At 33.7% G+C, this 21,754-nt stretch carries 25 protein-coding genes; 10 read left to right on the top strand and 15 right to left on the bottom strand.

Going from position 1 to position 21,754, the window contains the following annotated elements:
- Window positions 1-97: 97 nt before the first annotated feature.
- The 3 genes from ABS916_RS05245 to ABS916_RS05235 form a co-directional block, all read right to left on the bottom strand.
- The gene (locus ABS916_RS05245) at window positions 98-1,504 is read right to left on the bottom strand and encodes a uracil-xanthine permease family protein (protein WP_350450883.1); all 1,407 of its coding nucleotides are present in this window, start codon (window positions 1,502-1,504) and stop codon (window positions 98-100) included.
- A gap of 212 nt (window positions 1,505-1,716) precedes the next feature.
- A complete protein-coding gene (locus ABS916_RS05240) occupies window positions 1,717-2,838 on the bottom strand; it encodes an NADH-dependent flavin oxidoreductase (RefSeq protein ID WP_350450882.1) in 1,122 nt (373 codons plus the stop codon).
- A gap of 187 nt (window positions 2,839-3,025) precedes the next feature.
- Entirely contained in the window at window positions 3,026-3,445 is a 420-nt protein-coding gene (locus ABS916_RS05235) for an Hsp20/alpha crystallin family protein (RefSeq protein WP_350450881.1), read from the bottom strand.
- A 222-nt stretch (window positions 3,446-3,667) separates the two neighbouring features.
- On the opposite strand from ABS916_RS05235, the gene ABS916_RS05230 reads away from it, so the two are divergent.
- Entirely contained in the window at window positions 3,668-3,844 is a 177-nt protein-coding gene (locus ABS916_RS05230) for a hypothetical protein (RefSeq protein ID WP_350450880.1), read from the top strand.
- 210 nt (window positions 3,845-4,054) lie between these two features.
- Here the strand turns inward: ABS916_RS05230 and ABS916_RS05225 are convergent, their stop codons facing one another.
- On the bottom strand, window positions 4,055-4,468 hold the full coding sequence (locus ABS916_RS05225; protein ID WP_350450879.1) for a DUF4275 family protein: 414 nt from the start codon (window positions 4,466-4,468) through the stop codon (window positions 4,055-4,057).
- 165 nt (window positions 4,469-4,633) lie between these two features.
- Between ABS916_RS05225 and ABS916_RS05220 the strand changes: the two genes are divergently transcribed.
- The 6 genes from ABS916_RS05220 (at window position 4,634) to ABS916_RS05195 (ending at window position 8,182) form a co-directional block, all read left to right on the top strand.
- Window positions 4,634-4,966, top strand: coding sequence for a helix-turn-helix transcriptional regulator (locus ABS916_RS05220; RefSeq protein ID WP_502880583.1), 333 nt, complete (start codon window positions 4,634-4,636; stop codon window positions 4,964-4,966).
- Between the two features lies 1 nt (window position 4,967).
- Window positions 4,968-5,780 (top strand): DUF1129 domain-containing protein, encoded by an 813-nt coding sequence (locus tag ABS916_RS05215; RefSeq protein ID WP_350450878.1) that lies wholly within the window; start codon window positions 4,968-4,970, stop codon window positions 5,778-5,780.
- A gap of 239 nt (window positions 5,781-6,019) precedes the next feature.
- Complete coding sequence (locus ABS916_RS05210; RefSeq protein ID WP_350450877.1) at window positions 6,020-6,268, top strand: hypothetical protein; 249 nt, start codon at window positions 6,020-6,022, stop codon at window positions 6,266-6,268.
- A gap of 137 nt (window positions 6,269-6,405) precedes the next feature.
- Window positions 6,406-6,735: a PadR family transcriptional regulator gene (locus ABS916_RS05205; RefSeq protein WP_350450876.1), complete on the top strand. Its 330-nt coding sequence runs from the start codon at window positions 6,406-6,408 to the stop codon at window positions 6,733-6,735.
- Window positions 6,736-6,737: 2 nt separating this feature from the next.
- Window positions 6,738-7,721: a permease prefix domain 1-containing protein gene (locus tag ABS916_RS05200; RefSeq protein WP_350450875.1), complete on the top strand. Its 984-nt coding sequence runs from the start codon at window positions 6,738-6,740 to the stop codon at window positions 7,719-7,721.
- Between the two features lie 182 nt (window positions 7,722-7,903).
- The gene (locus ABS916_RS05195; RefSeq protein WP_350450874.1) at window positions 7,904-8,182 is read left to right on the top strand and encodes a hypothetical protein; all 279 of its coding nucleotides are present in this window, start codon (window positions 7,904-7,906) and stop codon (window positions 8,180-8,182) included.
- Window positions 8,183-8,691: 509 nt separating this feature from the next.
- Here ABS916_RS05195 and pepF read toward each other — a convergent pair.
- The 8 genes from pepF to ABS916_RS05155 all read right to left on the bottom strand — a co-directional run bounded on the left by pepF (window position 8,692) and on the right by ABS916_RS05155 (window position 17,748).
- Window positions 8,692-10,503 (bottom strand): oligoendopeptidase F, encoded by a 1,812-nt coding sequence (gene pepF / locus ABS916_RS05190; protein WP_350450873.1) that lies wholly within the window; start codon window positions 10,501-10,503, stop codon window positions 8,692-8,694.
- 147 nt (window positions 10,504-10,650) lie between these two features.
- Window positions 10,651-11,880 carry a peptidase T gene (gene pepT, locus ABS916_RS05185; RefSeq protein ID WP_350450872.1) on the bottom strand — a complete coding sequence of 410 codons (1,230 nt, stop codon included), beginning with the start codon at window positions 11,878-11,880 and terminating at the stop codon, window positions 10,651-10,653.
- An 11-nt stretch (window positions 11,881-11,891) separates the two neighbouring features.
- Window positions 11,892-13,562, bottom strand: a complete 1,671-nt coding sequence (locus tag ABS916_RS05180) for a peptide ABC transporter substrate-binding protein (protein ID WP_350450871.1) — start codon at window positions 13,560-13,562, stop codon at window positions 11,892-11,894.
- A 390-nt stretch (window positions 13,563-13,952) separates the two neighbouring features.
- Window positions 13,953-14,636, bottom strand: a complete 684-nt coding sequence (locus ABS916_RS05175; RefSeq protein WP_350450870.1) for a YfjL-like protein — start codon at window positions 14,634-14,636, stop codon at window positions 13,953-13,955.
- 2 nt (window positions 14,637-14,638) lie between these two features.
- Window positions 14,639-15,193 (bottom strand): zf-HC2 domain-containing protein, encoded by a 555-nt coding sequence (locus ABS916_RS05170; protein WP_350450869.1) that lies wholly within the window; start codon window positions 15,191-15,193, stop codon window positions 14,639-14,641.
- The gene (locus ABS916_RS05165) at window positions 15,190-15,684 is read right to left on the bottom strand and encodes an RNA polymerase sigma factor (protein ID WP_350450868.1); all 495 of its coding nucleotides are present in this window, start codon (window positions 15,682-15,684) and stop codon (window positions 15,190-15,192) included. The genes ABS916_RS05170 and ABS916_RS05165 overlap by 4 nt, the downstream gene beginning before the upstream one ends.
- 1,496 nt (window positions 15,685-17,180) lie before the next feature.
- Window positions 17,181-17,525 carry a hypothetical protein gene (locus ABS916_RS05160; protein ID WP_350450867.1) on the bottom strand — a complete coding sequence of 115 codons (345 nt, stop codon included), beginning with the start codon at window positions 17,523-17,525 and terminating at the stop codon, window positions 17,181-17,183.
- Between the two features lie 67 nt (window positions 17,526-17,592).
- Entirely contained in the window at window positions 17,593-17,748 is a 156-nt protein-coding gene (locus ABS916_RS05155; protein WP_350450866.1) for a hypothetical protein, read from the bottom strand.
- A gap of 286 nt (window positions 17,749-18,034) precedes the next feature.
- Here ABS916_RS05155 and ABS916_RS05150 point away from each other — a divergent pair, with 286 nt between their 5' ends.
- The 3 genes from ABS916_RS05150 (at window position 18,035) to ABS916_RS05140 (ending at window position 19,705) form a co-directional block, all read left to right on the top strand.
- Window positions 18,035-18,268, top strand: a complete 234-nt coding sequence (locus ABS916_RS05150) for a hypothetical protein (protein ID WP_350450865.1) — start codon at window positions 18,035-18,037, stop codon at window positions 18,266-18,268.
- Between the two features lie 31 nt (window positions 18,269-18,299).
- Entirely contained in the window at window positions 18,300-19,091 is a 792-nt protein-coding gene (locus tag ABS916_RS05145; protein WP_350450864.1) for a DUF2599 domain-containing protein, read from the top strand.
- 155 nt (window positions 19,092-19,246) lie between these two features.
- Window positions 19,247-19,705, top strand: coding sequence for a DUF6568 family protein (locus ABS916_RS05140; protein ID WP_350450863.1), 459 nt, complete (start codon window positions 19,247-19,249; stop codon window positions 19,703-19,705).
- 21 nt (window positions 19,706-19,726) lie between these two features.
- On the opposite strand, the gene ABS916_RS05135 is transcribed toward ABS916_RS05140, so the two are convergent.
- The 3 genes from ABS916_RS05135 to ABS916_RS05125 form a co-directional block, all read right to left on the bottom strand.
- The gene (locus ABS916_RS05135; protein ID WP_350450862.1) at window positions 19,727-20,278 is read right to left on the bottom strand and encodes a tyrosine-type recombinase/integrase; all 552 of its coding nucleotides are present in this window, start codon (window positions 20,276-20,278) and stop codon (window positions 19,727-19,729) included.
- A 159-nt stretch (window positions 20,279-20,437) separates the two neighbouring features.
- Entirely contained in the window at window positions 20,438-20,650 is a 213-nt protein-coding gene (locus ABS916_RS05130) for a hypothetical protein (protein WP_350450861.1), read from the bottom strand.
- 50 nt (window positions 20,651-20,700) lie between these two features.
- A complete protein-coding gene (locus ABS916_RS05125; protein WP_350450860.1) occupies window positions 20,701-21,381 on the bottom strand; it encodes a hypothetical protein in 681 nt (226 codons plus the stop codon).
- Window positions 21,382-21,754: the final 373 nt, after the last annotated feature.

Raw genomic sequence — 21,754 nt, 5'->3', positions numbered from 1 at the left:
ACATGGAAGGCTATCCCACGTAAGAGTGGCATCCCTCCTACAACAAAAAAACGTTCATCACCTATAAATCTGAGTGATAAACGTTTTGCTTTTCCTATTATACTTCCTGAGTTTCCATTTCTGGTGTTTCTTTTAAAATAATATTTAACACTAGTGTAACGATCGTTCCAGCTGAAATTCCAGATGAGAACAGTCCGCCAAGAATTCCAGGCAATCCAGCTACCACTTCAGGACGAAAAGCTACACCAAGTCCAACGCCTAAACCTGCAGCGACTATCACTAAATTGCGGTTATCAAAATTCACACGTGACAAAGACTTAACACCAGATGCTGCTACATTTCCGAACATCAAGACTCCTGCTCCACCTAATACCGCCATTGGCATAATAGAAACCAACGTAGCAAATTTTGGTAGGAAACTCATTGCCATTAAAAGTACACCAGCAGTAATCGCAACGGAACGAGAAGCATTACGGGTCAAAGGAATCAATCCAGCATTTTGACTAAAAGTAGCTACTGGACCTGATCCCATTGCGGGTCCAATAAATGAACCGACACCATCAGCACGAACACCATTTGCAATGTCTTCATCCGTTAATTTTGTTTCTGTGACTTCTCCAATTGTTTGCATCACACCCACAGTTTCGATAACTGTAACTAAGTAACCAGAAATAAATGGAATTGCAAATTTCAAATCAAAATTAACGCCATATTTAAACAATTGTGGCATAGCGAACCAATTGGCTTGAGCTACTTGGTTAAAATCCACCATTCCAAGTGGGATACACATAATATAACCAGCTACAATACCAATCAATACAGCAGCAGGTCCAATTTTGACGCTGCCATAGTGATTCAATACCACGATCAATAAAAATACAATAGTAGCAATTGCTAAATTAAGAGGCGATCCGTAGTTGGCTGCACCAACTCCACCAGCCACCCAATCGAATGCTACAGGCATCAACGTTAATCCCATCAGTGAAATAACGGTACCTGTAACAACAGGAGGGAAAAATTTCATTAGCGGTTTAATAAAATAACTCAAGATAATTTCTAAAACGGCACCCATCATGGTTCCGCCAAAATAACCGGCAATACCTCCACCCATCGTGTTGATGACCGCATTTGCAGGTCCAACAAATCCAAAATCGGTTCCCATAATTGTTGGAAGCCCAGCTCCTACACGAAACCATTTTGGTCCAAATCCTTTAGACTGAATGATTGAAACAACACCGGAACCCAATAAAGCTGCACTAATCATATAAGAAGTATCCGCAACCCCAAATCCTGCCATACCGGAAATAACTAAAGGAACAGCAACAATTCCACCAAAAGCAGTCAGTATATTTTGAAAACCTAAAAGTGTCATCAAGACAAATCCTGGTTTATCGTCTACTTGATAAATAAGATTTGATTCAGGTTTTGGCGTAACCTTTGCTTTCTTCCCTTCTCTTTTCGGCAATATAATTGTTCCTGCTGGCTGTTTCATTCTTTCTTCCAAAATAACCCTCCTATTAAATACGAACATTTATTTTTTAATTTTAATTATACTTCGTTTATTGATGATTCATTTGTAGTATAACCTCAATTAAACAAGATGTAAATACCTAAAAGCGAATTATTTTATAATTTCCTATTGTTTAATGTTCGTGTTTTACAAGAAAAGACCTTTCACTTTGGAGTGAAAGGTCTTTTGATGATTTCTTGAAATTCTTAATCTACGATTGGGAACCAACCTGGTCTGCTTTCGATATATTCCCACATTGCATCTGGTAGTGTGAGATCTTCACGGTATTCTGGTTTGATTTTTTTACGGATGGCAGTTTCGTTTCCTAACTTCACTTTTTGAATCCAGTCCGGTTCAACGACTAACTCTCGTCCAATCGCCACAAGTGGTATACCTAATGCCATCGTTTCCACAGCATCATCTGGCGTTATAATTGAACCGACACCAATAATCGGAAAATCTTTTCCTACATGTTCTTGGATACGTTGGACTACGGGTCTCGTTTCATACAGATCACGAACCGAACCTTGCGTCCATTTGTTTGTTGAAACATGAATGTAATCTAGTCCTTGTTCTTTTAACTTAGCTACTAACTGTAAGGTATCTTCTATAGTGATCCCAGGTTCTTTTATTTCTTCAGGGGAAATACGGTAGCCAAAAATAAAGGGGTTTTTAGCATAAGTTTGAATCGCTTCTTTTGCCGCTTGAACAACAGCTAAGGGGAAGTTCATTCGTTTTTCAAGCGATCCGCCCCAATGATCTTCTCTTTGATTGGAATGTGGAGAGAAAAATTGTTGAATCAAATAATTATTTGCTCCATGCAATTCGATTCCATCAAACCCCGCTTGAATGGCTCTTCTAGTCGCTTGTCCAAATGCATCAACTAATTCACGTACTTCTTTATCTGTTAACGCTCTAGGTACTTCGGCTCCTTCAAAATCAATCGGGACAGCACTTGCACTAACCGGCTGCTCACCTCGTAACGTTCTTTTTGAGCCAAGTCTTCCTACATGGAAAATTTGTAAAATAGCTTTGGGACCTTCATTTTGAATCGTTTTTGCTAACCCCGCAAGACTGTCGATTCGGTCGTCAGATGCTGCACTTAATGATCCAGCAAAGCGTCCGTTTTCCATGACTTGAGCACACGAAGTCACCACAGCGCCTAGTCCAGCAACACGTCTTTTATAATAATCTTTTTCATCAGTCGTGACCATACCATTCTCAAATGAAGAATTCGTCGTCATCGGCGCCATAAACAGACGGTTATCAATTTTAACTCCTGATGCAAATGTAAAAGGTTCAAACAGTGGATCGTATTTTGGTTTCATAAATTTTCTCCTACTTCTTCATTCATTTATTTTTTAAGCAACTAACATCATTCTTCTAATGGTAAAAGAACGGCCATCTTTTTTCAATTGTTTTTACTTACAATTTGTAAAAAACTACGTCTGTCTATGTAAAAAAAGAGTAATTGAGAAACTTCCTCTCAACTACTCTTAATAATATTGTATTTATTTATTGGATTTCAATTTGTTTAGGAGTTGTTTCGTCTGAATCCTTTTTAGGTAAAGTTACTGTTAAAACTCCATTTTCAAAAGATGCAGCGATGTCTTCTTCTTTGACATTTTTCAAAAGAAACTGGCGGCTGAAGGATTTAGTTGAACGTTCTCTGCGGATGTAATTGCCTTTATCGTCTTTTTCATCTTTGCTTTCTTCTTGAGTTGCGCCAAGGGACAATACATTGTCTTCATACTTTAACTGAATAGAATCTTTAGACATACCCGGTAACTCGGCTTCTACAATATAAGCCTGTTCTTCCTCACGGATGTCTACATTAAAGTTTGATGTACTTTCTAACAAGTGATCAAAAGGGTCTTCGAAAAAGTTTCTGCCAAAATTCATGAAATCACGTCCTACTGGAAATAAATTACTCACAAATCTCTCCTTCTTTCTTTTTTTTAGACTTTTGAACAAGTTTTATCCTCGCTCACATTTAGTATAGTCAAATCAGCTACCCTAGTCAAAGAAGTACCATTATTTTAAAACTTTATTCTTCTCAATTTTTTTTACTTTATTTTTATAGCATTCATATTATTATTTCTCCTCACCTTTTTTTGTTATACTAACTAGACAAATACGGTAATGGAGGTGTGTGCTATGTTTAACCTTTTAGGAAAAATTTTATTAATCGTTGGTATCATTATCATCATTTTTGGTTATTTTGGACCTGTTAAGTCTGGCGACCCAATTATTGGAACCCTATTTATTGTAGTTGGTATCATTATTGCAGCTTTAGCTTTTGTCTTTGGCCGTAACTTACCACCTAGAGTATAATCAATCTAACCATCAAAAGTACGACGTTGAAATTACTGTTGCTATTAGATTTAAATAAAAAAGATGGATCAATCTATTAAAGATTGATCCATCTTTTTTTGCAGTCAGTTAACTATGGATATTTTTATTAATCAGCTGACTTTAAAAAAATAGTAGTATCTTTTATAAGCAAACTAGCTATTTAAATCTATAGCTACTCATCATTTATTGTTAGTGATTATTTTCTATAAAGTACGGTCCTAGTCCATATTCTTGTTCATGAGTAGTAATAAAACACCATTCACCATAATTATCCATTACATAACAATCGCTTGTTTCAAAGGTATTAAAGTACTGCACTGTTTGATTTAATTTTGTAATGTTAAAATCCACTTCGTTTTCGACTACAAAAACAGTATTAGAAAATTGAAAAAATATTGTAAACTTCTTTTTTTTTATTTTTTCAAAATGCTCCACTGCAGATCTTCCACTTAAACAGTCAGTTTTTTGATAACTGCATAAATGCCAAAGCATATAATCTAAATAGATGTTCTCTTGCTCTTTTTTTGATAATCCACTAGCAAATAATTTTTTGAATTGTGATCGGAAATATGGTCCATAACCGTCTACTTGTTTGATTGTCATATTCTAATCTCCTCAATCTGTTAATTAACATCCTTAAAAAACACCTTTATCTTACTATAACATTTGGGAATCTTCCAAATAAGTAAATTCACTAGCTATCTTGCTTTACAAACTAGTTTATATTTGATATAACTAACTTGTAAAACATACTAGAGGAGGAATTCCGTGGATAGCAAAGTAAACTCCCAGATGCTGAAAGGTATTTTATCAGGCAGCATTCTACTCTTACTTTCTCAAGAAGAACTATATGGTTACAAGTTGAGTGAAAAACTCACAGACTTTGGCTTTAGCGATATACCCAAAGGGACGATCTACCCTCTTCTGCTCTCACTTGAGAAAAAGAAGCTGATTAAAGGAACAATGAAACCATCTGATACAGGTCCTCAACGAAAATATTATTCCCTTACCAATACAGGATCAGATGAAAAAAATGAGTTTATTACACAATGGCATAATCTTAAAAGTAGTGTTGATAATTTGATTGAAGGACGTGAATGAAATGAAAACAAGTGAACTAATAAAAGCAAACGCCACCTTACAAGAATCCTTAACAAAAGAAAACAATGAATACTACGGAAATTTAGTTATCTATGTTAGAGCGATGTCATTATTTAGGGATGAAAAAAAGAGTGAAGAGTTGCTGTTAGAAGTCTTACAAGATATTTTAGATGCACAAAATCAAGGTGTTTCTGCAGAACATTATTTTGGTAGAAATCCTAAAAAGATTGCTGATGAAATTATTAAACAATTGCCTATTAACTTACTCGACATCTTAAAAATCTTTTTAAGTTCACTAGGAGTTTACAGTATCATTTGTATTTTACCAGCGCTTATTCTTCCAGAAAAAGGATTAGATATAGGACGATTTACAGTTATTGGAATCTACTGGATGCTTTTTTCTATCTTTGGATTATGGATTTTAGGAATTAACTTATATCGTTTTAAAAATAAATTATTCAAATTATTTTTTCTATTATTACTTGGTGTAGGAGTCACAATTGGTTTTACACTTGGTTCTTATGTATCTACCCCATTAAAGTTAAATCTTAATGGCAATCTAGGAATTTTCATAATCATTTCTATCTCTGTAATTTTACTCTATCTATTTTATAAAGAAACGGATAAAAAATTATGGTCATTCTTTATCCCAGTCCTAGTCACTTCTGCTATCCTAGGAATTATGGTTAGGCTAGATACTTTTTCAGATTTATTACATACAAAAGAAGGAAAAACAGGAACAATGACTGTTCTCATCATCATCCTTTTTCTTCAGTACTTATTAATTTTCTTAAATAATCGAAAATTAAGGTAATAAACAATCTAGTTTAAAATTCTATAGTTTAAACTTTCATTAATTTGTCAACTTCTATCTAGGCATAACAAAGGTTATAATGTACGCTTATATCATAATAAAGAATACAGATAAAAATTTTAACGGAAGAAAGGATTTTGACAATGCATCCTATTTATAATTTATATTGGTCTTCATTTCAAACTATTTTTATATTTTTAAGCATTACCTTAACAGCGTTATTGGTGGCCTCCTTCTTGATGAATAAAGGAAAAGAAACTTCAATAAAACATTTACTGTTGTTATGGATTCCTTCATTGACTACCTTTATAACCGTTATTTCTGCTTCTTTTTTCTCTGGTATTTTGTATGATGAGTTAAATATTCCCACAGATAATTTAATCCTTTTTTTAATGGGGTATTCGACAATCGTCTTTTTCTTTCATACAGGAACCGTTATCTTAAACATCTTTCGTTCTAAAAAAATAGTAAACGTATCAAGCAATTAATTCGCTTAAGAGATGAGCTTTCTATAAGCTATCTCTTTTTTTGTTTGCCTATTTCGTTCAAATTACTTTACCTGTCGTAGTAAAAGGAGTATACTTTAATTACTACGATAGATGAAGTAAAAAAACGGGGTGATGATGTGATATCAAGTGATGTCATGCGCGGATTTAATAGTTTAATTTTATTGTCTATTTTGATGAAAGAGGACTCTTATGGCTATCAAATTTCAAATACAATTAAAGAAATAACAGATGGAAAGTATGTCATGAAGGAAACCACTCTTTATTCTGCATTTAACCGATTAGAAAAAAATGCTCTTATTCAATCTTATTCTAGTACCGAAACCAATGGCAAACCGCGAACCTACTACCGAATTACAGAATTAGGTAAGAAAACGTATACCGATAAAGTAAGCGAATGGCTGGATACAAAAAATGTGATGGATAGATTTATTGAGGAGGAATCGTAAGAATGGATACAATTAAAAGTTATGTCGAATCAGTTTTTATTCAATTGCCACGCACTCCCGAGATGCAGCGACTCAAAGAAGATATGCTGACCAATATGGAAGATAAATACCTTCAGTTAAAATCAGAAGGTCAAAGTGAAAATGAAGCAATTGGAACTGTTTTATCCGAATTTGGCAATATCGATGAAATCATCGAAGAGTACAATTTAGAGAAGGAATCGGAAGAAGTTGACAAGGACTCTGTCTTTTTATCAGAAGCAGAAGTTGAGGATTTTATGCAGCATCGAACAAAATTTGGAATGGGAATTGCGACAGGAGTTGCTCTTTGTATTCTCGCTCCAGCTATGATGCTCTTGTTCAATGAACTAGCAAACTTGTTTTCCTTTAGTTCTCCCGCAAATATGGAAGGCATAGATTTATTATCGATTATTCCACTTTTTATTTTCATCGCTATTGCTGTTGGAATTTTTATTATCTTTGGTTTAAAAGAAGAACAATACAACCTTGATAAAAAAGTTGTAATTCTTGATCCTTCTACACGTATCCACTTAGATCGAGAAATGCAGGAGTTCAAACCTAGTTTTGCAAAAGCGATCGCAGCTGGAGTTATCCTATGCATCTTAGCCCCTATCTCTTTATTGCTCGCAATTGTTCTTCTAGGAGACGATAACGCGTGGTCTGTTATCTTTCTTCTAGGTTTTGTATCCGTTGGTGTTTTCTTGTTTGTCTTCTATGGTGTTTTATACTCCACCTATGAAAAACTCCTTTCGCTAGGAGACTATCAGCCTGAAAAAGTTATTGCCAGTAAGCTGACGGATACCATTGCAGGAGTTGTATTTCCAATAGCGACAGCCGTTTATCTACTTTTAGGTTTTGTCTATAATGCTTGGGGAACAGCTTGGATCATTTTTCCAATAACCGGTATCCTCTTTGCCGCATTTTCTTCCTTATACCAAAGTCTCATTAAGACAAAACGAAGAAAATAATGTTCTAAGACCTCTACTCTGATCCGAGTGGAGGTTTTTTTTCTATCTATAATGATTCCAATTGCTTCATGACTATTCTTACAAAAATAAGTCTTCTTCTAAGAAACTATTGTGAAGCGGATTCTCAAATTGTATACTTAAGTTTATCGATAGTTCATAAAAAAAGACTGGAGTTTAAACTTATGTATAACACTAAAAAAAACACTACCAAATGGCCAACGGTTTTAATTTCTATTTCTTTCATCTTAACGGTTGTCTCTATTTTTATTCAAAATCAATTTTCATTGTTTAGCTTTCCGATTTTTCTTGGCGTGCTGATTGTCGCAGTTTTATTAAACACACTATCATTAGTATTGGCAACAAAATCTAGAAACCAAGCTTATACCATTCTTTTATTTGTTCTTAATGTGCTGATTATTGCTTTTATAGCTTTTACAATCTATACACTTTTAATTGGTTAGATCAGCTGAAGCAATATTCCTAAAATCTTCACATTTTCTTTCATTCGTCATCATAAAATAAGACGAAAAGAACATTATTTTTTCACATCGACTAGTTATACTAAAGACATACCAAACCTTAAACCTTTTCTTTTCTCTTCTATTTATTTACCCCCATAAATAAATAGTTATACCCCTTTTCAAGCCTTTGCGATAAATAGCAAAGGCTTTTTTTATAGATTTGGTTTACCTTTTCATGGACAAGTACGCTCTTTTTCTAGCTTCACTCTTCCATGAAACCCACTTTGATGGAAGAGTGATGATCTTTTTTGGTGCCACTCATCCATGAAGAGCCGTTTCATGGAAAAGTGACACCTTTTTTCTGCTCCACTTTTCCGTTAACAGTCATTCCTCGGAAGAGTGACACAAAACTACAAGCAAAATAGATAAAAAAAACATTCTAAATTCTGATGAATGAGATCATCAAAATTTAGAATGTGTTTAAGGATAAGCATTTCCCTTAGCTATCTTTAAATGGTTACTTCTTTGCTCAAGGCAATAATCGTATCAACGGATTCATCTAAATACTGAATCGTATCTGATAAAGGTTTATCAGTAGTAATATCCACACCTGCCATTTTAGCAGCTGGAGCTGGACGGCACTGATCCCCAAGAGCTAAAAATTCTAACCACTCGTTTACAGCTGGCTGTCCTTCTTCTTTAATCCGTAAGAATGCTTGAGTTGCAATCGTTAATCCTGCAGAATACGTGTATGAATACAATCCCATATAGTAATGACTTTGACGCATCCAGGTTAATTCTGCCCCTGGATTGATTTCAACAGCATCTCCCCAGAATTGGTTTAATACAGAACGTTTGATGTCGCTTAATTTGGCAGCATCAAAACTTTTGCCTTCATCGATCAATTGATAAACTTCACGTTGATAAGCGGCTTCTAATAAATGAGTGATAAAGTTATGGAAGTACGTATTTGAGATCATATTTGATAAGGCATAGCGTTTTTCACGCGGGTCTTCGCTTTTGCGTTGTAATGATTCAGTCAACAACAATTCATTGAATGTCGATGGCGCTTCTATCAAATAAAGAGATGGTTCTGCCCCCAAAATGCTGTTGTTTTCAGCAGAAAGTATCCCTTGTCCAGCATGTCCTATTTCGTGGATGAATGTGTACACATCTGATAGTTGATTATTCCATGACATCAAGATATAAGGGTGTTTGCCATATGGAGACGTACAGAATCCACCAGTTGATTTCCCTTTATTTTGAACAAAGTCTACCCAACGTTCTGGATAAGCTTTCATAACAAGGTCAACATAATCTTGTCCTAAAACACTCAATGCATCTGCCACAACTTCTTTTGACTGTTCCACTGTAATCGTTGACGAATAATCAGCGTCTAAATCAATTTTCAAGTCGGCGTAAGTCATCTTATCCAGCCCATTAATTTCTTTAACATGGGTAATGTATTTTTGCATAACAGGAGCTAGATCATTCATAATGCGATCGATTTGGCGATTGTATAAGTCGCGGTCGACTTCTTGATCGTACAAAAGATAGTCAATTACAGAATCGAAACCACGCATCGTAGCAAGTGTTTTTTCTTTTTGCACTTGCGTGTAATAAGCAGCTGCCACAACATTTTGATAATCACTCAGGACTGCTGAAAATTGGTCAAATGCCGCACGTCGAATAGCTGTATCCGCATGGTACATATAGTGATCTTCGTACAAAACAAAACTTAATGGGTATTCTTTTCCTGCTACACTAAACATTCCAAAATCCATGTCCGCCAAACGAGCTTGTTCATAAATAGCTTCAGGAGCTCCAAGAACAGGCGAAAGTTGAGCTAGTGCTTTTTCGACTTTAGGGTCCAGCTGAATCGATTTATCTTCTTTAATGTGACGGATAAAAGAAGCAAATTGTGGCTCTTCTGTTTCAACTTGGTCTAAGACAGCTGTATCTGCTGCTTTTAATTCTGAATCAAAAAAAGATAATTGTGCGCCTACTTCAGCTAACACATTGTCCATTGAACGAGATAATTCAGTATTTGCGGGATTTGTTAAATCAGTCGTGGCTGGTAAAAAAGCATAATGATTCGTCCAGTCAGCTGTTTGCATGATAGCTTCATATTCTTTTAAAGCCGCACGAATGGTTTGGGCATTCGTTAATTTGCCTTCATAAGTTGTGCTGAACTGTGTAACAGCTGCTTTCAGCTCTGCTACTGCTGTTTCGAATGCTTCTTTCGTTGGGTATAAACCTGTAAGATCCCAGGTTAATGCTTCAGAGACATCTGCTCTATTTTTCAATTCTTCTTGTGCCATTTTATCGCGCTCCTTCATCCAGTACTTTATTTACTTCGTTTAATAGAATTACTTATCTAGTATAACACTACTAATTTATCGGTTGCCAAATTTATTTATCTTAGAAAAAAAAGACCCAGTACTGCTGAGTCTGATTTTGTGTAGCCTTTATTTTTCTGCGTTCATCCGAGCAATCTCAATAACAACTTGAGCAGCTTGCTCCATACCTTCTACCGAAACAAATTCATACTTACCGTGTAAATTTTCAGCTCCAGTAAAGATATTTGGAGTAGGCAGTCCCTTATAGGTAATAATACTGCCGTCTGTTCCACCTCTAAAAGCTTTTACATCTGGTTCAATGCCCAACGATTTATAGGCATCTATGGCTAACTCTACTATAGATAAATCATTTTCAATAATATCGCGCATATTGTAATACTGATCGTATAATTTCAAGTCAATACGTGGTTGATCAAAGGTTTCATTGAACTGATCAACCAAAGCTATAAAGTGTTGTTTCCGATGTTCAAAAGTTTCTTTATCATGATCTCGAATAATGTAGGTTGCTTTGACTTCATCAATCGTTCCCACTTGACTTGAAAGCATGTAGAACCCTTGATACCCTTCTGTTTTTTCGGGTACTTCTTCTTGCGGCAACGCTGTGGCAAATTGAGCAGCAACTAATAACGCATTAATCATACTGTCTTTAGCTGTTCCAGGATGCACACTTGTTCCTTTAATTGTCAGTTCTGCTTGAGCTGCATTAAACGTTTCGTATTCGAATTTCCCAACTACTCCGCTGTCTAATGTGTAAGCAAAATCAGCTTGAAAATGGTCGACATCAAATAGCAATGCACCTCGGCCAATTTCTTCATCTGGTCCAAAAGCAATCCGTATTTTTCCATGCGGAAGTTCTGGATGCTGGATAAATTCTTCCATAGCCGTAACGATAGAAGCCATTCCCGCTTTATCATCTGCTCCCAATAAAGTTGTCCCATCTGTTGTGATCACCGTTTTTCCCACATAGTTCGCTAGCTGAGGAAATTCAGTTGTTGACATGACAATACCTAATTTTTCATTAAGTAAAATATCTTGGCCATCATAATTTGTGTGGACTTGTGGTTGAATATTTTCTGCATTAAAATCGGCCGTATCGATATGAGCAATAAATCCAATCGTCGGAACTTCATGCTGCAAATTGCTCGGCAATGTGGCTGTTACAAATCCATTTTTTTCGTTGAATTCGACTTCTTCCAACCCTATTTCTTTCAATTCTTCAGCTAATTTTAAAGCAAATTCAACTTGTGAATAGGTGGTTGGAACGGTCTGACTATTCATATCAGACCGTGTATTGACTTTAGCGTATTTGACAAATCGTTCGAGTAAGCGTTCATTCATTTTTTATTCTCCTATTCTTCAACATAAGCATTGCGGTAATCATAACGAGAACTTACGGAATGAACTTCAACACCCTTTAATTTTGGATTGCGCAAATGCACTTCTGCTGTATGGTACAAAGGAATGAACCCTTTTTCATTTAACATAAGACCTTGAGCATCCAACATATTTTGCCAACGGGTTTCTGGATCATTCGCATTGCTTGTTTCTGCATCATTTAACAATTGATCGACTTCTTCATTTTTATATGGCCCATTATTGAAAGTCGTTTCGCTGTTCATAATATCCAACAAGTTGATAGCATCAGGCAAGATGGCACCCCAACCGCCTAGAATCATATCAAAATCACCAGATTGACCTTTTTCAATTCGGTTGTTCTTCGGTACATTTGTCAGATTAATGGTTAACCCTTCAAAGTTATTTTGTAGTTCCCCCTGAACGTATTGTCCTACAAGTTTGCTTGTTTCATCATCATCTGCAACCAACGCAATTTCAATCGTATCTGTCCCTAATTCTTCTTTTGCTTCTTCATAAAGTTGCATAGCTTTTTCTTTATCATAAGTCAAAAAATTTCCTGCATCGTCTGCAAAATCATTTCCAGTAACAGGGTTTGTGACAAAATCATGTGGAACAAGTGCCTTTGCTGGAAGAGAACCATTTCCTAAGATCGTATTTGCTAATTCTTCACGGTTTAATACCAAAGAGAAAGCTTCTCTCAATTTTGCATTAGAAAGCATTGGTACATCAGTATAATTAAATTGCAGAAAATTTGTACGAGCTTCTGGTTCAACTACATAAGCTTCATGATCAACGTATTGTTTAGCAATTTCACCTGAAAGAATGGCGTCATCTATCCCACCAGACTCAAACAAATTAAGTGCTGTTGAAACCTCTTTAATCACTTGAACATTAATGCTCTCTAAAGTGACTTTTTCCGCATCCCAATAGTCTTCATTTTTTTCATAACTCCAAGATTGGTTTGTTCCATTCCAACCAGTTAAAATAAATGGTCCATTTGAAAGTGTTGTATCGCTGCTTGTCCCATAATCTGAACCCATTTCTTCTACAAATGTTTGATTTTGAGGGAAGAAAGGCATAAAGGCCATTTCTCCTAAGAAATAAGAGACTGGCACGTTTAATTGAACCTTGAATTCATAGTCTCCGACTGCCTCTACACCTAGTTCATCTGGTGGCATTTCGCCATTAATAATTTCTTCTGCATTTACCACTGAAGTAAACATATAGGAATACGGGGCAGCCTTTTCAGGATTGACAGCTTGTCTCCAAGCATACACAAAATCATGTGCCGTGACTGGATCTCCATTTGACCATGTAGCATCTTCTTTAAGTTTAAAGGTATACGTTAAACCATCTTCCGATACGATTGTTTCTTCGGCAAGAGCTGGAATCGGCTGATTATTTTCATCCAATCGATAGAGACCTTCTAAGTATTGATTCATTGCCGTATTCGTTCCAATATCCGATACGAGTAAGGTGTCCCCTGTAGATAATTCATTTAATACTCCAACAGAGATACTTTGATCTGCTGCAAGATTTTCCCCATTGTTTGATTCACCTGAACTCGCTGACTTTGTATCGCCATTAGCTCCTCCACACGCTGCAGTTAGTGCAGCGGTTAGTGTAAGTGCTACAGACAACACGCCTATTTTGTTTCTTTTCACAAATATACCCCCAAAAATTTAAAGTATGCTTATCTTAACACATTACACATTTATTTTTAACCTTTTTATCATTTAATATCCATAATTTGTTATAAACGAGCTAATCGAATGAAACTATAACTGAAAGTAAGACCAGTAAGTAAATCCTTATAGGACTACTTACTAGTCTTACTAAAACACTAATCTACAGTTTCGCTGATTTTATTTAATACCATTGACTATAAGGCGTGTAATGAAGTCATTCTCCGTTCGAGAATAAACTTCATTGTTTTTTTTCTTTTTTTACTCGTATACCTGTCAAGCTGATTCATCATCTACCACTAACTTATGTGCTTAGTGATTTTCTTATTACTAAATGCCGTTTGACTAAAGGAGTTTATTCTTTTCTATTTAATTAACATCCTTTAGCGTTAGTTTTTGTTCTGGCGTAAAACTAATATAATCATAAATTTCTTCACCATCTACAATGCTGTGATAGCCTATTTCCGCTATATAATAATCAATGGATTCATCATTCAATTGCTGTTGGATTTTCTTACTTTGCTCCAGCATTTGCTCTCTTGTCAAATCGCCTTTTTCAAGTCCCGACATAATATGAATAGGCTTTGGTGTTTGCAACTGTGGTGTCCATTCCTCGGAAACATTGTCGTAAACCTCTACATCTGTTGAGACTCCATCGATTTCTGGAACTTTTTCCTGGAGAAGTGCTAGAATATACTGTTCTGCCTCCATATTCAATTTATTTGATGCCTCTTTATCTATGTTGGATACGTGGATCGTATCGCCAAGAATTTCATACGGTTCGAAAGCGGAGACATCAAATGGATAGGTGGTTTCAACTTCTAAAGAATCCTTTGTTACTACATTAAAACGGAACGTGCCATCGACCCAGCCATACTCTGCCGACCGCTTGATCTTGTAATCCATTTCCGGATACGTTTGTTCTAAAAACTCTTCCAAACTCTCCTTTGATTTATTTTTTTCAATGGGATTTCCGTTCATTTGTATATAAGCAAACACTACGATGGCAATTAATGAGATCGCAATCACACTGTATATTATTTTCTTTTTCATAATTAATTTCCCTCCGTTAGTTTAAGAATACAAAAGCCGATGGCAATTCCAATAAAAGTAAACATCAAATTCAAGATTAGTGAAAACAAGATTAGTGATATCCCATCTGAAAAACTATCAATAGGGAAGTCACCAAACAGATCCGTCATATATATCAGGCAGTTCCAAATGAATGTCGGCACGCCTGCAAGCAATACGGCAACTAGAACCGAACGGTAAAACAGATACGTTACTGCTCCCAAAATAGTATAGGTCAGGATAAATCCTGCTTTATCATTCATAACAGTTGTACTCATCGCTAACATAAATGCAATCGCCACAAAGAAAATTTGTACTGTCGTTAACCGCAGGGTTATTTTCCGGATCATCTTTTTGGAAGACCCACTTGGTTTTACTTCCGCAGGTAGAGGTAGAGGAATATGTGATTTTTTTGCAATTTGCCTGCATTCTTGGCAAATTTTCAAATGCTCCTCGATAAATTCTTCTGTATCAGGATGCAATAACTTTTCTTCGTATAATGGTAAAAGATCTTGCAAAATTGCACAATCCTTGTTCATATTGTCACCTCCATTAATTTTTGAATCTTCAATTTCAATCGATGAAAGGTCACACGCGCATAGTTTTCTGATTTTCCGATCAATGACCCGATTTCTGTAAAACTCAGCTCTCCGTATATGCGCAGCAACACTATTTCTCTTGCAGCATCATCCAATTTCGAAATGTGGTGCAAAAGTATTTTTGTATCTTCATTGATTTCTGTCAACCCTTCTATTGAATGAATTTCAGTTTCTGGAATTATTGCGAGTTTTTGCATTAAGCTCTGCTGATACTTATTTTTGCGGTAATACTTTTTCAATAAATTAATTGCAATCGAAAATATCCAAGTCGATAAGGTAGAATGACTATTAAAAGAGGTTATATTTTTACATGCCTCATAAAAGGTGTCTTGGCAAAGGTCTTGAGCAGTCGTCTGATTTCCTGTCTTAGCATAGAAAAATGCATATATTTTTGGATAAATCTTTTCGTATTCTTCATCAAGCCTATTCATAACTGCCCTCTCTTTCTTGCTGCTCTTAGTATTAATACCCCGAATTTCTATTTCGTTACAAATTTTTTTTAATAATTTATCTTTAACCTATCATTCTATAACTTTTTAATAACAAAAGTTAAAAAATATTTTTGAACCTCAAGAAAAAATTAAAAATAAGCGACTTCGAATGGCAAAAAAAGAGGATTTCGGTTCAATGTACCGAAATCCTCTTTATTCTCTTCTTTCGTATTTAACCAGCTTCTGATAATTGATTTTTATGCTAAATAGAGTATTACAAATCAACTATTAAAACTAAAGACTAATCATATGAAAAATATTTAATAAAATAAACCTTAACATTAAAAATAATATCCAGAAAAAGAATATAGACATGAAAATGGAGACATGTGGACAGGAAGTGTCGTTTTTCAGGAAAAACAATTCATTTATAAGTGACTATTCATCGTTCTAATACTTTTAAAACGTATACTCAAGGGAGGCAGCACTTAGCCGAGAGGACTGTGAGTTATTTTGAGAGGACTACTTGAAAATTTTCATGCGAACCATAGAGCGATTATCCAATCTACAAAATTAAGTTCTAGTAAAAAGAATACCTTACTTAAAAATTTATTAACCGATGTTGAACTTGTCTTTTTTGAAATAGACGATAAAGACAAGTTTATTATCGAATACCAAGAAGATGCTAAACTTCTTTGTAAGGATATCGAAAAGAATTTAATTCCCTAATAAAATAAAAGAACTAATCTGAAATTTAATAAATTTTCACTGAATCTATTTTCATTGATTCCGCTAAAGCGTTGAGTAATTTTTTTCGCTATAGTGACCAAGAATCTTCACAAGTATGGTACCTTGTTGTTTTTTTTTCATAGTAATTAAACAAAGAACCCCTCCATTTTATTATGGAGGGGTTCTTTGTTTAATGGGTTTTATGTTAACTTAGATTTTTTGCATGCTATCCCCTTTTTTTCTCAAAAACATTTAGTATAAAAAATGACCCGCCAAATTTTAAAATACCGGTAATAATAAAATAATAGATATCTTTGTTTAGGTTAAATATTTCGCCACTAATATAACTAACTAAGAAAATCCAGATAATAATAATAATATATTTCAATGATACAACTCCTTAATTAGTAAAAATCTATGTAGTCATTATTTGGATGATTATCTCTTTTGTTTATTTTTTCTTCTGACTCTTAAAATTTCGATTAAAGTAATCCCTAGGGAGCTATATAGTCCTGCACCAATAAAGTCTTTACTTACTAGATACTCTATTGAAATACCAATAAAACTAGTAAATACCATTAGTAATACGACATAAGTATACGGGTGGTTTTCTGTAAATATTTTATATTTATTAAACATAATCTCACCTCTAACCTAAATAGTTACTTTGATTCCATTGTTATGCAACTGCTGTTTTAGCTAATTTACTAATTTAGTCTATTCTCATGCTGTCAACAAGCCTCATACTACAGTTTCCGGTAATCCAATTAATAGTTAAGTCGTAAATTTTTTTCCATATAGTTAGAAAAAAAAGTGGCATTTGCATAGAGAATAAAGGCAAAGAGTAGTATCACTTCTGTTTCTACTTTTGAGAGAATTAGGATCACAATAATAGAAATAAAGATGTCTATCAATCCACTTAAGATAGCTAAACGTTTAAATTTAGTCTGTTTTTCTTTAGTTAGTTCGTTGATTTGATAGGAGTCAATAGGCGCTACCGTAAAATAGCTTACAAAAGGAGAAGTATATCTACCCAGTAAAATATTGAGTATGCCAATCAGTTTACCTAAAATAAGTAGCGATAAAAAAGTAGTAGTTATAGTATGTATCAAAAAAAACCTCAATTCAATTGTTTATAAATTTTATTTGTTGTTCGATAGACAGGATTATTTCGGTTCTTTAGTTTTCTGAATCTGATTTTCTCAGGAGATAATAACCTAGAATAATTAAAAAATAGCCAAAAATAAGTTCTGTATTTAATACAGCCAAAATAGCCCCACAAAAAATAAGAATCGATACAACCTGATAACAACTTCTTCTAGTTATTTTTTTCATTATGATATCTCCCATAGTTAATCTCCTCACCATCTAATTCTTAATCCTATTATCTATTTAATTTACTAAAACGAAAAGAACGCACTGGTTTACATGGTAGCAACTAATGGTTGCTACCATGTAAACCAGTGCGTTCTTTCTATTATTAAAGAATTACGAGATACTATTAAGTACATAAAGGAATAAATAGATTTTATAACTTCATGTGCATAACATTAAATTTATAAAAGGAGGGCAGGTATTTAATAAAAAGATAATAAAATAAATAAGAATGTGTGGGATGAATATGAAAAATAAAATACTAATATTTCAAGTATTATCTATTATAATTCTGGGAATATCGCTAGCGGGATTCTTGTTAGTTTCTCCTTCAATACTTGCAGTTGGTACAAATAATTTTGATTTAGGCAAGTGGTTAGACGCTGATGTTTTTGTTATAAAATGGGCCATGGGTTTATTTATTTTAGGTTTTCTATTAAATTTAATTATATTTTTTTTCAGTTTGAGATTAAAAAAATAAGCATAAACTAATATTATCAAGGAGGATATTTATGAAATCTATAAAAATTTTAAGCGGATTATTTTTTATTTCTACTACACATGTAAAAGCAGAAGAAATAAAACTAGACGAGGTAAAATTAGAAGAAGTAAAAATTGAAAATTCAACTAATGACTCAGAAATTTATACTTATATTGAAAAAGATGGTACTTATTCAGAAAATCAAGCTATCGTGATTGAAGCTGAAGTAAGAAATAAAGATTTTATTGACTTCAAAATGGCTATAAGTGACGTTATGGACAATAGCGATAAAAAACTTGAAATCGACAATGATTTTAATACTATTGAGGTAGTAGATGAGGCTAAAAATATTGTAGAAACCGAGATTTCATTTTTTGATATTGAAGATGAGAACGGAAACGATTTAACAGATAGAGTTATTTCACAAACAGTTGATGGAAATAATATTACTCAAAGAGTAGATGTTTCTGGTATCCAAGGTACTCTAACTGCTACCGCTTATGCAAGTGGTGCTTATTCTTATTCTCATTATTTCAGCAGTAGTAAATGGATTACTCGAACTGATGGTATTTCCCTATCAATACAACCAAAATCAACGTTAACTGCAGGAACAAGCAATCCTAACTATGGTGCGATACGAGCTTCTGATAGTTGGAATCGTATTGTTGAAAAACATTCAAAAGATTCAAAATGGAAAAATACTAGTAGTATGAAATCTCAATATATATGTCATTATAACAATGCCAAATCATTTAAAACTCCTTGGAATTTGGAACCACGTAGAACAGGAACCGCTACTTTAAAGAATTTATGTAATCCTTAAAACCTGGATTCCAAGTCTAAAGATCATAAAAATTAAAAGTAGTTATTCTTGTAAGATTTATAAGTAATATCTAGACCGTAATCAATTTTATACGGTCTAGATATTTGCTTTATAAAAAACTATATAGCAAATAATAAAAAAAAAGGGAGAGAAAAATGAAAAAGAAAGTACTAGTATTTTTATTTTTGACAAGTTTTTTAGTGTTTTCTGGTTGTAAAAGTAAAAGCTCAGATAATTTTGACGATATACAACAATCAGATTCATCTAATTATGAAAGTTTAGTGGAAGATTTTGAAATAATAACTATTGCAGAAATCAAAGAAAAAAGAGATGATAATGATAAATTTTTATTGTATATTGGGAGAAAAACTTGTCCATACTGTCAAATTTTCGCACCTAAATTACATACTGCTGCAGAAAAAGAAAATATTAAAATTTATTACTTAGATACAGAAAATATTAGTGAAAATGACGATACTGATCTCTTTTTACAATCAATAGAACTACAATATGTTCCTAGTTTAATTTACTTTAATAAAATTAATGAAAAAAAATTCTTAGATATAGATAGTGAAAATATAACTGTTGAGGAAATAAGTAACTTTATAAAATAAATTTTTGTTAGACTAAAATTTTTAAAATCCTAAACGAAAATTCAATAAGGTCTCGCTGATTTCATCTTCATTAATCCCAATGTAGCGCTTCGTGATTTTCTCGCTGCTGTGGCCGAAGATTTCCATCAGTGTAGCTACGTCTTTTGTTTTCTTATAATAGTGGTACCCAAACGTCTTACGCAGCGTGTGCGTGCCGATATCGTCTCTTCCTAACAGCTGAGCGACCTTTTGAAACATCTGATAGACCGTATTCACTTCTATATGACCACCTTTGGTGCTAGGAAACAAATAATCCTCTGGTTCTAGGTCTTTCGTATACTCCTGAATCAAGTCCTGCAAACTACTTAAATACAAAATACGGGTTTTTCCTGTTTTTTTCTCGACGATTCGGGGATTTTTTGAAGAAATTAGATCTAATTTCTTCAATTTTACGATATCCGACATGCGCAACCCGCTATTAATGCCGATCAAAAACAGAAAAACATCCCGATCTGCGTTTTTATTGCGCCTCAAACAGAATAAAAAGTCGTTTATTTCTTGTTGAGTCCGTAATGGTTGGACATTGTAACTCATTTAAAAGCCCTCTCCTCTCACAAAAGAGATACATGATTTTATTTAGTATACCACACAATCATGTATTGGAGGACAATATAAAAAAAGAACCCTATTGGAATAGGATTCCCGATACACGTTTTTATACAATTTCATGTATTAATAATATCAAATTTATGTCTAACTCTTAAACACAAATTTGATACCTAAAATAAAAGAAAAGATTGAAAGAACAACATATCTTACCACATTTAAACTTGTTTCTAGGATATAGAGATAAATATCCATTCCATCCTCATTAGGTACCGGATAGACTATATTGGGTAAACTAACTAATATTAAAACAGCGACTAAAACTAAAATATAGCCTATAATTTTTTTATAATTTTTCATAACTAATTTCCTTCCAGTTTTTCTAACTCATAAGAAAATATATATGGATTTTATTTATAAGTAAAGGTTTTTTTAAAACTAACTCCATATGCTTTTTTTGCTGTACCTGAACCACTTGTTTTCCATGTTGTAGAATTCCAAGCCATTTTTTGAACATTATATTTTTTGGTTTTATAAACAGTATGAGCCTTTAATGTACCTGTTTTTACTTGTTTAGTTCCAACTTTTGAAGGAACTTTGTAAGAACCACTAATGCTTATTGACGTAGAACCTGTTGTATTCCATCCAATACCCGCATTTAAGACTTTAGCACTAGCACCAAAAGAAGCACTAACAGTAGTTGCAACAGATTTAGTTTGAGATATTGCTAAATTAATCCCCGGACCTCCAGAAGTCGTAGCAATAGCCCCTCCTGTATAATCAGAACCCGTTGAAACTCCAGTTATTCTATATTGATTAATAATTGCTCTTGTTTGAATGATATCATCATCTAATGTTTCATCTTCATAACTATTATCTTCAAGTAATGTTTCATCTAGCACAATTAATTCAGTTATATCAGAATTACTTTCAAACTCGCTAATAGCTTCATTTTGTTCCACTAAAGACATCGTATTATCAATCGTAATCACTTGTTCATCTAAACTTTCAGCATATGTAGTGCTTGGATTTAAAACTAAAATGTTTAATAACAGAACAAAACTTCCTACTATAATATTTTTTATTTTCATAATAAAATTACCTACCTTATTTTTTTATTGTTGATACCACAATCTTGATATTATTATCTCCTGTAAATAATAACTTAAAATTTTGAATCATTACTATCCTCCTTAACTTAATAACTATATTCTCTCAATTTTCGCTTAAAAAGTAACGCACCTATTAGTTTACAATTAGCAACCACTGGTTTACATAGACTAACAATCAAATAAAAAAAGTACATTTGTTATAAAATATTTAGTAAAAGAGACTAATTACTAAATAAAAGTAATTAGTCTCTTGCTGCAGTCTTTAAATGAAACTGCATTTTTATTAATACATTATTTTATGTAAATTGGTGTATTAAAAAGAATAACCTCATTTCATTTCAAACTTACCGTT

Source organism: Carnobacterium sp., from assembly GCF_040274945.1.
Lineage (GTDB): Bacteria > Bacillota > Bacilli > Lactobacillales > Carnobacteriaceae > Carnobacterium_B.
The sequence above is the reverse complement of the archived record's forward strand: the minus strand, read 5'-3'. Positions and strand labels throughout refer to the sequence as shown.

Coding starts and splice junctions, on each gene's coding strand:
- ABS916_RS05135 (WP_350450862.1), bottom strand. CDS start 20,278: ATGAGTTACAATGTCCAACCATTACGGACTCAACAAGAAATAAACGAC.
- ABS916_RS05165 (WP_350450868.1), bottom strand. CDS start 15,684: ATGAATAGGCTTGATGAAGAATACGAAAAGATTTATCCAAAAATATAT.
- ABS916_RS05155 (WP_350450866.1), bottom strand. CDS start 17,748: ATGAAAAAAATAACTAGAAGAAGTTGTTATCAGGTTGTATCGATTCTT.
- ABS916_RS05140 (WP_350450863.1), top strand. CDS start 19,247: ATGAAAAAGAAAGTACTAGTATTTTTATTTTTGACAAGTTTTTTAGTG.
- ABS916_RS05170 (WP_350450869.1), bottom strand. CDS start 15,193: ATGAACAAGGATTGTGCAATTTTGCAAGATCTTTTACCATTATACGAA.
- ABS916_RS05230 (WP_350450880.1), top strand. CDS start 3,668: ATGTTTAACCTTTTAGGAAAAATTTTATTAATCGTTGGTATCATTATC.
- pepF (WP_350450873.1), bottom strand. CDS start 10,503: ATGGCACAAGAAGAATTGAAAAATAGAGCAGATGTCTCTGAAGCATTA.
- ABS916_RS05150 (WP_350450865.1), top strand. CDS start 18,035: ATGAAAAATAAAATACTAATATTTCAAGTATTATCTATTATAATTCTG.
- ABS916_RS05130 (WP_350450861.1), bottom strand. CDS start 20,650: ATGAAAAATTATAAAAAAATTATAGGCTATATTTTAGTTTTAGTCGCT.
- ABS916_RS05200 (WP_350450875.1), top strand. CDS start 6,738: ATGGATACAATTAAAAGTTATGTCGAATCAGTTTTTATTCAATTGCCA.
- ABS916_RS05195 (WP_350450874.1), top strand. CDS start 7,904: ATGTATAACACTAAAAAAAACACTACCAAATGGCCAACGGTTTTAATT.
- ABS916_RS05240 (WP_350450882.1), bottom strand. CDS start 2,838: ATGAAACCAAAATACGATCCACTGTTTGAACCTTTTACATTTGCATCA.
- ABS916_RS05225 (WP_350450879.1), bottom strand. CDS start 4,468: ATGACAATCAAACAAGTAGACGGTTATGGACCATATTTCCGATCACAA.
- ABS916_RS05215 (WP_350450878.1), top strand. CDS start 4,968: ATGAAAACAAGTGAACTAATAAAAGCAAACGCCACCTTACAAGAATCC.
- ABS916_RS05210 (WP_350450877.1), top strand. CDS start 6,020: ATGAATAAAGGAAAAGAAACTTCAATAAAACATTTACTGTTGTTATGG.
- ABS916_RS05175 (WP_350450870.1), bottom strand. CDS start 14,636: ATGAAAAAGAAAATAATATACAGTGTGATTGCGATCTCATTAATTGCC.
- ABS916_RS05125 (WP_350450860.1), bottom strand. CDS start 21,381: ATGAAAATAAAAAATATTATAGTAGGAAGTTTTGTTCTGTTATTAAAC.
- pepT (WP_350450872.1), bottom strand. CDS start 11,880: ATGAATGAACGCTTACTCGAACGATTTGTCAAATACGCTAAAGTCAAT.
- ABS916_RS05145 (WP_350450864.1), top strand. CDS start 18,300: ATGAAATCTATAAAAATTTTAAGCGGATTATTTTTTATTTCTACTACA.